General features: G+C 37.5%; 13 protein-coding genes. All 13 read left to right on the forward strand.

Features of this window, described 5'->3' with window-relative positions; all coding sequences use genetic code 11:
- The first annotated feature begins 273 nt into the window (after positions 1-273).
- The 13 genes from B0I22_RS14750 (at position 274) to B0I22_RS14810 (ending at position 16,521) form a co-directional block, all read left to right on the forward strand.
- Entirely contained in the window at positions 274-1,422 is a 1,149-nt protein-coding gene (locus B0I22_RS14750) for an efflux RND transporter periplasmic adaptor subunit (protein WP_133946145.1), read from the forward strand.
- Positions 1,423-1,522: 100 nt separating this feature from the next.
- Positions 1,523-4,669 carry an efflux RND transporter permease subunit gene (locus B0I22_RS14755; protein ID WP_133946147.1) on the forward strand — a complete coding sequence of 1,049 codons (3,147 nt, stop codon included), beginning with the start codon at positions 1,523-1,525 and terminating at the stop codon, positions 4,667-4,669.
- Positions 4,670-4,733: 64 nt separating this feature from the next.
- Complete coding sequence (locus tag B0I22_RS14760) at positions 4,734-6,131, forward strand: efflux transporter outer membrane subunit (RefSeq protein ID WP_133946149.1); 1,398 nt, start codon at positions 4,734-4,736, stop codon at positions 6,129-6,131.
- A gap of 130 nt (positions 6,132-6,261) precedes the next feature.
- Positions 6,262-6,954 carry an AIM24 family protein gene (locus B0I22_RS14765; RefSeq protein WP_133946151.1) on the forward strand — a complete coding sequence of 231 codons (693 nt, stop codon included), beginning with the start codon at positions 6,262-6,264 and terminating at the stop codon, positions 6,952-6,954.
- Between the two features lie 263 nt (positions 6,955-7,217).
- Complete coding sequence (locus B0I22_RS14770; RefSeq protein WP_133946152.1) at positions 7,218-8,060, forward strand: helix-turn-helix domain-containing protein; 843 nt, start codon at positions 7,218-7,220, stop codon at positions 8,058-8,060.
- A gap of 92 nt (positions 8,061-8,152) precedes the next feature.
- A complete protein-coding gene (locus B0I22_RS14775) occupies positions 8,153-9,463 on the forward strand; it encodes a TolC family protein (RefSeq protein WP_133946154.1) in 1,311 nt (436 codons plus the stop codon).
- 225 nt (positions 9,464-9,688) lie between these two features.
- On the forward strand, positions 9,689-10,795 hold the full coding sequence (locus B0I22_RS14780; RefSeq protein ID WP_133946155.1) for an HlyD family secretion protein: 1,107 nt from the start codon (positions 9,689-9,691) through the stop codon (positions 10,793-10,795).
- Positions 10,796-12,451 (forward strand): MFS transporter, encoded by a 1,656-nt coding sequence (locus tag B0I22_RS14785; RefSeq protein ID WP_246022249.1) that lies wholly within the window; start codon positions 10,796-10,798, stop codon positions 12,449-12,451.
- Between the two features lie 216 nt (positions 12,452-12,667).
- On the forward strand, positions 12,668-13,432 hold the full coding sequence (locus B0I22_RS14790) for a response regulator transcription factor (RefSeq protein WP_133946157.1): 765 nt from the start codon (positions 12,668-12,670) through the stop codon (positions 13,430-13,432).
- Positions 13,433-13,678: 246 nt separating this feature from the next.
- Entirely contained in the window at positions 13,679-14,167 is a 489-nt protein-coding gene (locus B0I22_RS14795) for a hypothetical protein (protein WP_133946158.1), read from the forward strand.
- A gap of 76 nt (positions 14,168-14,243) precedes the next feature.
- Positions 14,244-14,441, forward strand: coding sequence for a hypothetical protein (locus B0I22_RS14800; RefSeq protein ID WP_133946160.1), 198 nt, complete (start codon positions 14,244-14,246; stop codon positions 14,439-14,441).
- A 208-nt stretch (positions 14,442-14,649) separates the two neighbouring features.
- On the forward strand, positions 14,650-14,898 hold the full coding sequence (locus B0I22_RS14805) for a hypothetical protein (protein ID WP_133946161.1): 249 nt from the start codon (positions 14,650-14,652) through the stop codon (positions 14,896-14,898).
- Positions 14,899-14,907: 9 nt separating this feature from the next.
- Positions 14,908-16,521: a T9SS type A sorting domain-containing protein gene (locus B0I22_RS14810; protein WP_133946163.1), complete on the forward strand. Its 1,614-nt coding sequence runs from the start codon at positions 14,908-14,910 to the stop codon at positions 16,519-16,521.
- Positions 16,522-16,566 lie beyond the last annotated feature (45 nt).

Genomic DNA, 16,566 nt, shown 5'->3' on the forward strand with positions numbered 1-16,566 from the left:
ATCAAAGATGGAATATTTGAAATCAAATTTTTGATGTTGAAATCAGGATTTATCTTTAAAAAAAATCAAAATTGAAAAGGTGTTTCAAACATTTGTTTGATTGCGAAGTGTTAAATATTCATTAAAATTATTTTTTAACTTATTGAAAGTCAATTGTCATAGTTTTGTTGATTATATTTGATAGATTTTATTATTGAATACGTAACGTGTATTTTGTATTTAATCAATAAATTTGAACGTTTGTTTGAAAACATATCTAAAAAATTAGTATTTATGAGGAATATCGCGCTTAGCTTTTTTGTTGTTTTAGGTCTTCTGACTTCTTGTTCCAAGTCAGAAAACAAAGACGAGAAAAAAGAATTACCGCCTCAACCATATCAATATATCGTTGCAAAAAGTGGTCCCGCTGAAAATTTGACACAATATCCTGCCAGATTGGAAGGTGTAGAAAATGTAGAAATCCGTCCGAAAATTGACGGTTTTGTAGAAAAAATCTACATTGATGAAGGTAGCCAAGTCAGCAAAGGTCAGCTTTTATTCCTTATCAGAAATCCACAATACGAGCAATCTGTTTTGGCAGCACAAGCAACAGTAAACAGCGCAAGAGCTGCAGTTGCAACCGCGCAAATGCAAGTCACAAAAACCAAACCTTTGGTTGATAAAAAAATCATCTCTGCTTACGAACTTCAGGCGGCGGAGTTGGCGCTTAAATCTGCAAAAGCATCTTTGGCAGAAACACAAGCTCAATTAACCAATGCACAAGTAAATCAAGGTTATACGAAACTTTACAGCCCAGTGAGTGGAGTAGTTGGAACACTACCATACAAAGCGGGAAGTTATATCAGCACAGCTACAGCGCAACCGTTGACAACGGTTTCAAATGTTTCAAAGATATTCGCTTATTTTTCAATTAATGAAAAGCAACAGTTAGACTTCTTCAAACATTCAGAAGGTGCAACCATCAAAGAAAAATTGAAAAATTCACCTTTAGTCGAATTGATTTTATCAGACGGAAGTAAATATGACGAAAAAGGAAAAATTGAATCCATCAGTGGATTGGTTGATCCAAACACAGGCTCATTCTCTATGAGAGCAACCTTCGCAAATCCAAAAGGTTTGCTCAGAAGTGGTTACAGCGCAACGGTTCAATTGCCAAACAATCTGGAAGATGTGATCATCGTTCCTCAAGCGGCAACTTATGAACTTCAAGGGAAATTTTTTGTTTATCTAATTGGCGCGGACAACAAAGTAAAATCTGCAGAAATCAAAGTTGAAAATCTCCCAGACGGTGTGACTTACGCCGTGACTTCTGGATTGAAGGCAGGCGACAAAGTGGTTGTAGAAGGTGTTGGGCTTTTGAAAGATGAAACCGTCGTAGTTCCAAAAGAAACGACTTTGCAAAATGTCATCAACAGAAAATAGTCTTTCGAATTATTTTATTAATGTCAAAAGTGAGAATTTGAAAGCTTTTAATTTTGAAAGTTTTTTATCCTTCATCTTTTTTCTTTTAGTCTAAAAATATATGTTTAAAAAATTTATAGAACGTCCGGTATTATCCACCGTTATTTCCATCATCATCGTGATCCTTGGTGTGTTGGGAATCGTGACTTTGCCGGTTTCTCAATATCCAGATATTGCGCCGCCAACGGTTGTGGTGAACACAAGTTACCAAGGTGCGAATGCCGATGTAATCCTGAAAAGTGTAATCGTTCCTCTCGAGGAGCAGATCAATGGTGTGGAAGGAATGACGTATATGACTTCTTCCGCTACCAACGACGGGTCGGGATCGGTGACTGTTTATTTCAAACAAGGTGTTGATCCGGATATCGCCGCGGTAAACGTTCAAAATAGGGTTTCCAGAGCGAATTCTCTTCTACCTCGAGAAGTAACACAAGCCGGAGTTACCGTTTTGAAAAGACAAAGTTCCAACGTATTGATCTTCTCGCTCTACAGTGAGAATCCTGCGTACGATATGACTTTCCTTCAAAATTACACCAATATCAATATTGTTCCTCAAATCAAAAGGGTAACGGGAGTTGGTGATGTAACGGTTTTTGGTTCTAAGGATTACTCAATCAGAATTTGGTTGGATCCAAACAAGATGGCTTCCTACGGACTTGTACCATCGGATATCAGCACGCTTTTGGCTGAACAAAATATCGAGGCGGCGCCGGGAAGTTTAGGAGACGAAAGTAACCAAAGTTTCCGATATACTTTAAAATATAAGGGAAGATTAACGCAAATTCCAGAATTTGATAATATCATCATCAAAGCCACTGAGAACGGACAAACCTTGAAACTGAAAGATGTGGCAAGAGTTGAACTTGGTGCGCAAGATTATACAGGAACCAGTGTCACAGACGGAAGCCCTTCCATTGGTATGGCGGTTGCACAGACGGCAGGTTCCAATGCGCAGGAAGTTATCGACCAATCGATTGCGGTTCTTGATAAAGCACAAGAATCTTTTCCTAAAGGCGTGAAATATGTTGCGCTTGTCAACGCCAACGACTTTTTGGATGCGTCTATCGAGAAAGTGATTCATACTTTGTTTGAGGCGTTTATCCTTGTATTTATCGTGGTTTTCTTATTCCTTCAAGATTGGCGTTCTACTTTGATTCCGGCGATTTCGGTTCCGGTAGCCATTGTGGGAACATTTTTCTTTCTAAGTATTTTTGGATTTACAATCAATCTATTAACGCTTTTCGCCTTGATTTTGGCGGTAGGAATTGTGGTCGATGATGCAATTGTAGTTGTAGAAGCGGTTCACAGTAAATTGGAAAATGGCGAGAAATCACCACTTCGAGCTTCCGTGAATGCGATGGATGAGATCAGTGGCGCAATTATCAGTATTACTTTGGTAATGGCAGCGGTTTTCATTCCGGTGAGTTTTATCTCCGGTTCTGCTGGGGTTTTCTACAAACAATTTGGATTGACATTAGCCATTTCGATTATATTATCCGCCGTAAATGCCTTGACATTGAGTCCAGCATTATGTGCGATTTTCCTTAAGCCTCATTCTCACGAAGAAAAGAAAAAGAATTTCTTGGAAAGATTTTTCACCAATTTCAACATCATTTTTGATGCAATGGTAAAACGTTATACACGAGGAATTTTATTTTTATTAAGAAAAAAATGGATGGCCTTCGCAGGTCTGGCAGTTTTCGCTGGAATCTTTGTTTGGTTAATGAACACGACGCCTAAATCCTTCGTTCCAAGTGAAGATATGGGTGGGATTTTTATGGATATCTCGCTTCCAATCGGTTCCAATGAGAATCGGACGAGAGAAGTGATGCAGAAAGTGGAAGACATCGTCAAAAAACAACCGGAAGTTCTACACATCTTCAAAGTTTCTGGTCGAGGAATGATCAGTGGAAGTGGTTCTAACAACGGAATGCTCATCGTAAAACTGAAAGACTGGAAAGATAGAACAGATAAAGGAACCGACTTGCAATCTTTCGTTGCGAGGATGTACAAAGAAACTGCAGGAATCAAGGATGCAAAAATGACTTTCTTCGGAAGGCCAACGTTGCAAGGTTTTGGTAATGCCGCAGGTTTCGAAATGCAAATCCAAGATCAGAAAGGTGGAAGCATTGCCGACCTTACAAAAGTGACCAATGATTTTATCGATAAAATGAATCAGCAACCGGATATCCAGAGAACATTTACATCTTTCAACCCCAATTATCCGCAATATATGATTGATATTGATATTGCTGCAACCAAAGCCGCAGGATTCACCATCAATGATATTTTGACGACGATGCAAGGTTATTATGGTGGTGTTTATGCCTCGAATGTCAATCTCTTTGGTAAGCAATATCGTGTAATTTATCAAGCACCTTTCGAAGACAGAGAAAATCTGGAAAGTTTCAATATGATCCAAGTTCGAAATTCAAATGGCGAAATGGCACCATTAAGCAGATTCATCACAGCAAGAAAAGTTTATGGTCCGCAAGCCATTGGGCGATTTAATTTATTTACAGCAATCTCTCTGAACGGAACACCAAATCCTGGTTTCTCTTCTGGAGACGCAATCAACACTGTTGAAAGAGTTGCAAAAGAAACTTTGCCACAAGGCTACGGCTACGAATTTTCTGGATTGACAAGAGAAGAAGTTACCGCAGGAGGACAAACAGTTTTCATCTTTATTTTATGTTGTGTTTTCGTTTATTTCCTTTTGGCGGCGCAGTATGAGAGTTATATTTTACCATTTGCAGTAATGTTATCGTTGCCGGTTGGTTTGGCAGGCGTAATGATGTTCAGTAGCTGGATTGGTGGTTCTAATAATATCTACACGCAGATTTCACTCATTATGTTGATTGGACTTTTGGCGAAAAATGCGATCCTAATTGTGGAATTTGCCCTCGATGCGAGGCGAAAAGGTTACACAATTGCCCACGCAGCAATTAGTGGCGCTAAACAAAGGCTTCGTCCGATTTTGATGACCTCGTTTGCGTTCATTTTCGGTTTGATTCCGTTAGCGATTTCTACAGGAGCAGGAGCGGTCGGAAACCAGTCCATCGGAATTGGAGCGATTGGAGGAATGTTATTCGGAACTATTTTCGGTGTGTTTTTTATCCCGATTTTGTTTGCTGTCTTTATGTATTTGCAAGAAAAAGTGAGCAGCAAAAAAGTCTCTGATAAATATGAAGGCGAACTTAGCGAATAACCAAAATTGAGAAAAATGAAACGCAAAGCGTTCCATATGATCTCTTAAAAATTAAATCTAACAGATGAAATTAAAAAATCTAATCATATTAGCAGGTGTCGCTGGTTTCTTTTACTCGTGCAAAGTCACGGATACTTATCAGAATCCGGAAGTGGAGCAGTCCAAAAAAGACAATCTCTTCCGCGAGAAAACCAGTTCTGACACGCTTTCCACAGCAAACGTAAGTTGGAATCAGATCTTTACGGATGTCAAGCTACAGAATATCATCAAAAAAACGGTTGAGAACAATCTGGACCTAAAAATTGCAATTACAAGAATCCAAGAAGCGGATGCTGTTTTCAAACAATCAAAACTGCAAAACCTTCCAACTATAGATGGAATTGCATCTGTCCGTGATACCAAAAACAGTGCAGCGGCGCAAGGTGCAAATTTCAGAATGCCAGATTTAATGAACTACCAACTCGGACTTTCCGCAGGTTGGGAAATCGATATTTGGGGAAGAATCAAATCTTTGAAGAAATCTGCTTATGCCAATTTCCTTCAGACCGATGCTGCCAAAAGAGCTGTTCAAACGCAATTGGTTGCTCAGGCGGCAACTTTGTATTATCAGTTGGTGTCACTGGACAAACAATTGGAAATTACGAAACAAACCATCGAACTTCGTAAAAAAGATGTGGAAACTGTCCAATTGTTGATGGATGCTGCTTATCTTACCGGAGCAGATGTGGAGCAGAGCAAGGCCAATCTTTATTCTGCACAATTGATGATTCCGGATTTGGAACTTCAGATCCAACAGACGGAAAATTCTTTAAGTATTTTGATGAATGACAATCCGCAAACGATTGATAGAAATTCTATTGATTCTCAGTTAGTTTATTCAGATTTGAAAACAGGCGTTCCGGTTTCATTGTTGAAAAATCGACCGGATGTTCAAGCTTCAGAGTTGGCTTTTCGCGCCGCATTCGAAAACAAAAATGTTGCAATGGCAGAGGTTTACCCATCTTTGAACATCACTGCAACTCTGGGATTATCCACAAGATTATTAGAAAACTTCTTCACCAATTCTCTTTTTTATACATTGGGTGGAACTTTGACGCAAAATATCTTCCAGCAAGGAAGCAGAAAAGCACAGGTCAAAATCACAGAAGCGAGAAAAATGCAGGCTTATTATACTTTTGAAAAAACATTGTTGACAGCAGGTTCCGAAGTGTCAAATTCTCTATTATCTTATCAAAAAGCGAAGGAAAAAGAAACCACAAGACAACTTCAAATTCAATCTTTAGAAAAAGCGTTGGAATTTAATAAAGAATTATTAACCTATTCATCTAATGTGAATTATGTCAATGTTTTGACTTCCGAACAATCATTATTATCGGCGAAACTAGCAGCTGTGAATGACAAGCTTCAGCAATTGCAAGCTGTTACGGAATTTTACCGCGCACTCGGAGGAGGACAATTTTAGACCACCAAATTTTTTTATTATATTTTGAAACCCGACAATCTTGTTGGGTTTTTTGTTTCAGATATTTTCAAAAATTTAATATAGTCCTATCAAAAAAATCATTAGTTTAGTCTTACTAAAAAATACAACTATGAGCAAATTTTCTATCGAAGCTTTCGTCAACGAAACCAAAGAAAATCCACACGAAAGAGACTATTTCGAGCTGGAAAAACCAGAACTTCTGGAGATCAATCTTAGCAACCAAGCCGTTTGGACAAAGGCCGGAAGTATGGTTGGCTATGTCGGGAACATCAATTTTGAAAGACAAGGAATGTTGTCGGGCGGACTGGGCAATCTTCTCAAAAAAGCCATCTCCGGAGAAGGCACAAAACTAATGAAAGCTGAAGGTTCAGGAAGACTTTACGTTGCAGACAACGGCAAAAAAGTAAGAATTCTTCATCTTGAAAACGAATCGATTTCTGTCAACGGAAACGATATTTTGGCGCACGACCAAAGCATCAAAAGCGACATCAAAATGCTAAAAAGCATCGCAGGCGTAATGGCAGGCGGACTTTTCCAAGTCAAGTTGAGCGGAACGGGTCACATCGCCATCACAACGCACGGACATCCACTCACGCTTTTGGTAACGCCAGACGCGCCAGTTTTCACAGATCCCAATGCAACAGTTGCGTGGTCCGGAAACCTGACGCCAGAACTTAAAACCAACGTATCCCTCAAAAGTCTCATCGGCAGAGGAAGTGGCGAAGAATTCCAAATGAAATTTGCTGGTAGCGGTTGGGTTTTGATTCAACCTTACGAAGAAGTTTACGTCGTAACAAAATAAATATTTAGGAGCTTAATCCCGCTATCCGCTATTACTCCTCGCGCCAACGCTTTTCCCAAGGCTAGCTGTGGGGTAACCGCTACTATCGGGGCTATGAGATACCACAACCTCAGACGATTTGTCTGAGGTTTTTTGGTTTTTAAAAATCTTTGATGAGTGATAACGTCCTTGCGAATCTTAAAAGCAATCACATTTATCAAAAATCTTTGCGCGCTTTGCGTTTAAAAATCATCCATAATTCCACAAAACACTAAATTTGCCCAATGATTGCTTTAGAAAAATTCGGGGTTGAGATTTTTACTCAGGAAACAATTCATCAGAGAATTTCTGCTGATAAACCTTTCCGTCCAGAAAACCCTGCATTTTTGTTTATAAAAAGTGGAAGCATAAAACTAAAACAACATCTCAATGATATCGAGCTTTCTGCCAATACTTTCATCGTTACAGACCCGCAAACTGTATATGAGCTAATTTCCATCAGCGATGATTTTCAGTCCAGGATGGTTTCTTACAAACGGGATTTTATTTCTGCCTTATCTTTGAAATTCAACAGATTAATTACGTATCGATATTTTCGTCAGCAGATGAATGTCGCAGTTCCATTTTCTCAAGATGATTTAGATGTCGTCTGGAAAAGCGTCAATTTCCTCAAATATATTCTCGATTCCGAAACGGAAATGACCTATAAAAAGGAAATTGTAGAACATCTTTTCTCGGTTTTCTGTTATCAGATGGCGGGAATTATTTCTAAGGAGGACAATAACTCGATGAATCAGATGTCCAGACAGGAAGAAATCGTTTTTGTTTTCCTGAATGATTTGTCAAACAATCACCTCAATAACCGGAATGTTGAGTTCTACGCAGAACGGCAGTCGATTACAACCAGACATCTTTCATCGGTTGTCAAGTCGGCTACAGGAAAGTCTGCAAGTCAGATTATTGCCTCCATTGTAATCAATGAAGCTAAAGTGTATCTTAATTCCTCTAAAATGCCTATTTCAGAGATTTCAACTGTTCTTGGTTTTAGCGACCAGTATTCGTTTTCGCACTTTTTTAAGAAGCATTTGGAGATGAGTCCGAGTCAATACAGACAACAATACCAATAATTAAATCCTACATTTGAACATCTTTTTCCAAAATTCAAACATTTGTTTGAATTTGTTATCGCCATAACTTTGCATCTGTAAAACAAGGTAAAATGGTTAAGAACATAAAAACAGCACTATCAGTTTTGATAGGTCTTTTTCCTGCGCTGTTTTTTTCACAAGAAATAAAACAGATGACAGCAGATGAAGTTGCCAATTTGGCAATTCAGAATCATCAGCAAATCAAAGTTTCTGCCCAAAATATCGACATTGCAAAACAGCAGATCGATATTATAAAACTTCAGAAACTTCCTACAATCACCGCTTCTACAAGTCAATTTTACTTGGGAAATGTGGTGGCAATCGACAAAGATTTTTCCAATTCAACAACGATTCCGATGCCACATTACGGGAGTTCGTATGCGGTTCAGGCAAATCAATTGATTTTTAAAGGAGGATTAGTTAATAAGTCTATTGAATTGGCTGGACTTCGTGAACAACTTTCTGAATTGGATTTAGAGAAAAATAAACAGGATGTGAAGTTCCTGGTGATTTCAAATTATTTAGATATTTATAAAATCATCAATCAGGAAAAAGTTTTTCAGAACAACAAAAAATTGGCTCAGGAAAGATTAAAAAACATCAACGATTTTTATAAACAAGGGATGATTACTAGAAACGAAATCATCCGCGGAGAATTGAACATCAAAAACCTTGACCAGGGAATTTTAGCCTTAGTCAACAACAAAAAAATCCTTAATTATAATCTAAACATTGCTTTAGGTTTAAATTCTAAAACACAGATTGTTCCTGTAGAAGATTTAGGAAACAAGGAAACTGGAATCGGAATGGATTATTATCTTAATCTCGCTCACGACAGTAATCCTCAGATGAAATCAGCAAAAACCAACATTGCAGTTGCCGATAAAAATATCGAAATCATTAAAACCGATAAAATGCCAACGCTCGCAGGTTTTGGAGGTTATACTCTGCAAAGACCGATTACGACGAGAAATCCTGTTCTGGATATGTATTCCAGCGGTTGGCAAGGTGGCGTTTCTTTGAGTTACAATATCGATAATTTATATAAAACCAAAGAAAGAGTAAAGCTTGGTGAACTACAGAAAAATCAGGCGAATGATGCGATGACTTTGGTACAGCAGAATCTTGATATGGCGGTGAATGCGGCCTACACAAAATATCAGGAAGCGATTCAGCAGGCAGAAATTCTGAATGATGCTAAAAATCTGGCCGACGAAAACTACAAAATTACAGAAGCCAAATATCTGAATCAATTGGCTGTTCAGGCAGAAATGATTGATGCGCAAAACCAAAAACTGCAGTCGGAATTAGACTTTGCCAATGCAGAAATCAATGTGCTTTATCAATATTACAATCTTTTGAAATCAACGGGAACGCTTTAACACCGGAATAGTCAAAAATTTTTAACGCAAAGTTTTTAGGTTATTGAAAATTTGATTTAGTGGGCAAAGATCAATCAACAAAGTTGATTTTATGAAGCTAATGTACAAGCTTCGCATAGCAAATTTATTTGCCTTTGCACACTTAGAAATCATCACTTTCAAAATGAAATCTTTGCGTTTAAATTAAGTCAATACAAAAATTATTTAAAACTGAAAATCAAGATAATGGAAAACAAGGAACAAAATACTCAAGATACAAAACCTGTGGTTTCAAGCGCAGAAGCTAAGAAAAAACAAAATAAAAAGAATAAAATCAGAGCCATCATTTCAAACGTTATCGTTTTTGCGGTGATTGGTTTCGGATTGTATTGGTTGGTTCGTCAGTACTTTCACATCGGCGACAAAACTTATACGGAAGCCGCTCAGGTGGAGGAATTTATTAATCCAATCAATACGAGAGTTTCGGCTTACATTAAGGAAATTAAATTTATCGAACACCAACAGGTGAAAAAAGGCGATACTTTGGTGATTCTAGATGACAGAGAAATTCTGACACAGCTTGGTCAGGCGGAAGCGGCTTATCAAAATGCAATGGCTCAAAGGTCAGCAACAAGTTCATCTGTGAACACTGTTTCTAATAACGTAAGCGTAATAGAATCTAATATTGCTGGAGCAAAAGCCAGACTTTGGAATGCCGAACAAAACTTAAACCGATACAAAAATTTATTGGCTTCAGAAGCTGTGACAAGACAGCAATACGACCAAATGAAAACCGAATACGATGCGCAAAAAGCAGCTTACGAAACATTAGTCAACCAAAAGCAATCGGCAAATCTTTCAACGACCGAGGTGAAATCTAAATTAGGAATCAACGATGCAGAAATCAAAAGAACAAAATCGGCTTTGGATATGGCGAAAATCAATCTTTCTTATACGGTAATTATTGCACCTTACGACGGTGTGATGGGAAGAAGAATGATTTCGGAAGGTCAGCTCATCCAGCCGGGACAACAGGTTGGAACCATCGTTTTGAACAATCAAAAATGGGTAACCGCCAACTTTTTGGAAAGTCAAATGCCAAATATCAAAATCGGACAAAAGATAATGATGACTGCCGATGCGTTAGGCGGAAAACAGTTTGAAGGAACAGTCACTGCGGTTTCTGCGGCAACAGGTTCAAGATATTCCAGCGTTCCAACAGATTATTCTACAGGAAATTTCATCAAAGTTCAACAGAGAATTCCGGTAAGAATCGAGTTTACAGATTCCAACAAAAAAGAAGATGTAGCAAAATTGAGTGCGGGAATGAATATGAATGTAAATATTAAATAAATGGCTGGAAGAAGGATGATGGAAGTAACATCTGACATCCAACTTCCAGCATCCAACAACGTTATGTACAACAAAGGTCTTTTCAGTGATTGGGTTCCCAAACCTGTTCAGCTGTTAATCATAGTTTTGCTTCTCACAGCCGTGATGCCTTTGGGAGGTGTTTACACGGGGAATATTAGCTTTATGGTAAGCGGAACGGGACAACTTACCGAATATTTTTTGTGGGCAAATTATGCCACCACCATCGGGATGGGCGCTTGTATGCCGGTTGTTCTCAGATTCAAAATGAGATATAAAGTCCGTAATAAAGTCGTGCTTTTACTCGTGCTTTTAGGATTGCTGAGTTACATCAACGGTTCTACAATGGAACCTGCAATTATTATCGTCAGTGCTTTGATTATCGGATTTTTAAAAATGATGATTACCATCGAGCTGTTTCTGCCTTTGATGGCGATGATGGGCGGAAGAGGAATTTTTTACGGGGTGTTTTACACTTTCGTTTTGACGTTGAATCAGATTTCAAGTTATTATGCGGTAGAGATTTCCATACTTTACAATTGGCAACAGTTTTTCATCATCGCAGCGATTCAGTGTTTTGTGATGGCTTTGATTTGCTGGATTTTTATGCACGATAAATATTTTGCTATAAAAGTTCCGTTGCATTACATCGATTGGTTAAGCATTTTATTATTCGTTTCTACGTTTATGTTTTCCGCTTATGTTTTTTCATTTGGTAAACAACAGGATTGGCTGAATTCAACCAAAATCATCAATGTAAGTATCGCAGCATTCGTCAGTTTTGCACTATTGGCAATTCGACAGCTGACTTTGAAAAGACCTTATCTGTCTTTCAAAATATTTACCCGAAGTAATGTTCAGAACGGATTATTTATGCTATTTTGTCTGGGGATGTTTTTAGGAACAACTTCCATTCAGAATATATTTTCAGTTGGCGTTTTAGGTTATGACCAATTGACCAATGCGAAACTCAGTCTGATGATGATTCCGGGCTTAATTTTGGCAGGAATTGTCGCAGTTTTCTGGTTTAAAAAAGAAAAACCGCTCAAAATGTTCATCTTCTCAGGATTTTCAGCAATGCTGGGATATACGATCATAATGTACTTTTCGATGGTGTTGGAATTCAATTATGAAAACTGGTATTTACCGATGTTCTTGAAAGGTTTCGGGATGGGCTCGCTTTTTATTTCCGTTTGGTATTACACTTTAGATAAATTGGAATTAGATGATATGTTGGCCGCTATCGGATTGGTTTTGGTATGGCGAACGTTCCTTGCAGTAGGATTTTTCTCCGCTTTGTTTTCGTGGTTTCAATATCAGTTTCAGGTTGAGAGTCTTGGTGATTTAGCAGTCTATTTAGACGGAATGACATTGACTTCTCAAAACCTTTCAACCAATTTAAAAAGCATTCAGCTCAATGCGATTCTTGCAGCCAATAAGAAAATTTTCGGATATATTATTGTGGCTGGTTTCGGAGTTTTGTTGTTCGTTTTGACACATCATTTCGGTGAAGAGAAATTCAAATATCCAAGATTGATTAGATTGGTAAGCGGAAAATCTGTGATTGCAAGAAGAAGATTGCGGGAGAGAAAGAGATTATTAGAAGAAATAAAAGACGCCGCTGGGCCTGTAATATAAAAGTTAACCTTTGTTTTTACTTGCGAAGTCCTGTTTTGTTTTCAAAGCGGGGCTTTGCTTTTCAGATTGGTATCACCATTGGGGTTTTAATTGTTTTATGATGTTAATTTTAAAATATCGGTTTTGTTTGGTTGATATTGTTGTTGATTTAAAATTAATATCTAATTAATTTTATCATATTGATTTCAATTGTTATATTTACTTAAAACTAAAACTTTGGAAAAAAACACCACTAGCATTCAAAAACTGCACGATGTGTGGTCTCTCAGCCGTTCAAAAGACTTGCAGGCGTCGGATCAAATTGGGTTTGATGATTTGATTAATTCCATTATTTCCACCGGTCCATTTTATTATTACATCATTGATTTTTTTGACTTGAGTCTTTCAAGTATCAGTCCTAGTATTTATGATATTCATGATTTTCAGACTGGCCCGTTGTCATTGGATTTGATACTGGAAACCATACATCCCGATGATTTGGAATTCGTAGTGCAGGCAGAGGCATTTATTACCCAATTTTTTTATGAAAAATTAGGAAAAGACAAGCTTCTGAATTACAAAATGAGTTACAGCTTCCGAAGCAAAATGAAGGATGGAAAGTACAAACTGCTCAATCATCAGGCGATTATGCTGTCTATGAGCGGGGATGGACTTACCGGAAAATCGCTCAACATTCACACCCAGATAGACCATCTCAGTCATCAGAATACCTACAAGATTTCTCTCATTGGCCTCAATGGTGAGCCTTCTTATATGAATCTAAGCCTAGAGGACAAAAATAACAGCCGGATAGAACTCTCCAAAAGAGAAATTGATATCATCCGATTAATAAGTGACGGCAATAGCAATGAGCAGATTGCAATCCTGCTATCCATCAGTCCTCACACCGTCAAAAAGCACAGAAGCAATATTCTGGAAAAGACAGAATGCAACAATACGGCTCAGCTGATTAAAAATTGTATTCAGCAGGGAATTTTTTAAAAATAGATTTTATATAATCATAATCAAAAAACATGCTCTTGAGTGTGTTTTTTTTACGAATATGATTAATTTTTCATTAAAAATAATATTGAATATTTTTCATTTTTAAACCTTATTGATGATGATTAGTTGTGTTAATGATAATAAAATGAGGATAATTTATTTTTTAATATTAAATTTTATTAATTTTAAAATCAAATACTGGACGAGCTGGTATGATAATTTCGCATTAAAAAACATACACAAATGCCAATCACAAATCTAAACAACACGCATCTCTCTGTGGCACAAATTACCGCTGCCAAGGATTCTGTAGCAGAACTGGAAAATGCACTTCAACCCATCAATGTCACGCTGACGCCAGAAGACCGCAAAAAGTATGGAAGCATCAACGAGCAGAATAAGCTCTTCGTGAACAAAGTGAGTGACTTTCATCAAAACCAATCTCAGCTGGACACTGCGCAGGTGGACTGGTCAGAGTTTGAGAAAGACCACACCAGCCGATTGGGGATGGAAAACATCATCAGCCGTCTGGAAAGTCTGATCATCAAACTGAAAAATGCCAAGATTCTGCATGATTACGACAATTACCAAGCGGCACTTACAGACTACGCCTACACCTGCTACATGGCTGGTACCGGCGCCGCCGATGGTTTTGAAAACAAGATGAATGAACTAAAACAATTCTTCTCCAAAACCCCAGCGAAGGACACCCCGAAAGATCCGGAGAACTAAAACAGACCTTCCGATACGTTATTTAATAGTCGGTTGTGGTAGTCTTACCGCAACCGACTTGTTTTTTACCTCAAGGTTGCGGTCTCTCACCCCATCCGAGACATCCGGAACCCCAAACTTAAGGTCTGCCAACGCCAACCGACCTCCGCCAGACGCCAACCGAATGCCAAACCACGGCTCCGAACTACTAAGACACGTGTCAGGATACGCACCTCACCAGAAGAGATGGGTGCGAAACCTCAGTATATTTTCGACAAACCTCAAATACTACTAAAATGCTTTTGTTGCTGAGGTTTTTGACGGTTTTGTAATGATTTTTCAATCTTAATTATCCGTTAAAAATACCTCTTTTGGGTTATTTTTTATGGCTTTGAATTGATATAGATTTGTAGTAAACTAAATTATACATTATGAAAACAAAACAATTTCTCCGAACCATTTTTTTATGTTTTACACTATTGACCTTTAATTATTCTTGTGACATGCTTGAAGAAGAGGAGGAGGTTGAAGCTACTACAACAAATGAAAAACCAGGTTACGATTACACATTCACCTGTCCATCTGGAACGAAGAGTACGGTTCCAATACCAAAAGGTAGCGAAAAATGCCAAAAAGCTCAAGAATATTTTGCTAAAATCTACGGTTGCAACGAAGCAGATTACTTCAATCAAGCCAATTGCCGCGTTTGCAATGATTGTGGATGGACAAATTACTGTTCGGTTTGTAAATAAAATAAGATTATGAAAACTAAAATTACAGTTTTGCTCTTGTTGCTTACAGTAGCAATGAAAGCTCAAAAGTTGGTTCATTATTGGAATTTTAACAATAATTCAACTCTTGAAAGTATTTCAAATCCAAATGTATCTCTTGTTGGTGGAGCATCATTGATTTCTGCGGGAAGTGGTGTTGTAAATTTCAACGGAGGAACTGGACAGAATTTCAATGTTCAGAATTTAAATGCACGAAATGGCGATGTATCTGGGACTCACCTTCGCTACAATAGTCCGACTTCGGGTTCTTTGGTTTTTTCTCTTCCTACAACGCTTTTTGAAAATATTGTTGTAAAATTCGCAACACGTGTTGCAGATATGTCCAGCGGCGTACAACGATGGTCCTACACGACAGATGGAAGTACCTATAATGTCTTTCAGTCTGTAACGGTTCAGAATATAAATCCACAGCTCATCACTTTGAATTTTAAGAATGTTGCGAACGTAAAGAATAATCCAAACTTTAAATTAAAAGTAGAGTTTCTCTCTGGCAACTCGGGTAGTCATAGATTTGATAATTTTTCTTTGGATGGTAATCCTATTCCTACAACAATTTCTTATTATCCAACTAGTTGTATTACTAATGTTCCAATGAATACGGATATAGAAGTAGGTTTCAGTAATGCATATGTATTAATTGATGGAACGCCTCTCAACAATATCAATATTATAAGTATACTAGATTTTGGTAATTATCTTGTAGAAGATTTTGTGTTTCCTACAGCGGTAGTTAGTCCTGCAGATGGTTCTACAGTTTCTACTGCGTTTACAGCTACAGTTCAATTTAGTGAAGCCATCAGATATGCCAATTGCACAGAGATTGGAAATACTACTTCTGTACATCCGCTTTTTGAGCTTAAGCAAGGGATGCTTCCAATGGGACTTTCATTTGATACCATATATGACCCGTTTACATATACTTTTACAATTATATCAACCGATGAGATTTATCCAAATAGTGATTATTTGTATCTAATTGTAAAACCCAATGTAGTGAAAGATTTAGCAAATAATTCTTTCGCCACTCAAATGATGTATAATTTTAAAACGGGATCGAACAAAAGTACAGGTGAAGGTAAAAATGTTGCTGTTTCCGAAGATGATACAGAAAATAAAACTATCAAATCTAACAATTCACCAAGTAACAAAACAGAAAAAAAGACTTTAGGTTTTACAGCTACGATAGATAATAATATCATTAAGATAAAACCTAATTCTATTTTGGAGCCAAATAAACAATATTATGTTCGTATCAAACCAAATGTTTTGAAGGATTTAAATAATAATATTCTTACACAGACTTCTTATTCAACATTTACAACTGGAACAACCTTGTCTACGAACGAATCATTAACGAAATTGAACAAAATAAGCATCTACCCAAACCCAGTAAAAGACATTCTCCACATCCAAAATAATGGAGAGAGTGTGAAAACTATTACAATCTATGATGCAAGCGGAAGACAGATGCTTACGAAAAAAGCAGCCAAAGAAATCAATGTGAGCAAACTGCAAAAAGGTGCTTATGTGGTGACTTTAGAAACGGATAAAGAAGTAAAAAGCTTTAAAATAATCAAAGAATAAATCTATAATTTTTCAATAAAAACCAGCCTGCAAAATTAATCTTGC

Source organism: Epilithonimonas xixisoli, from assembly GCF_004365655.1.
Lineage (GTDB): Bacteria > Bacteroidota > Bacteroidia > Flavobacteriales > Weeksellaceae > Epilithonimonas > Epilithonimonas xixisoli.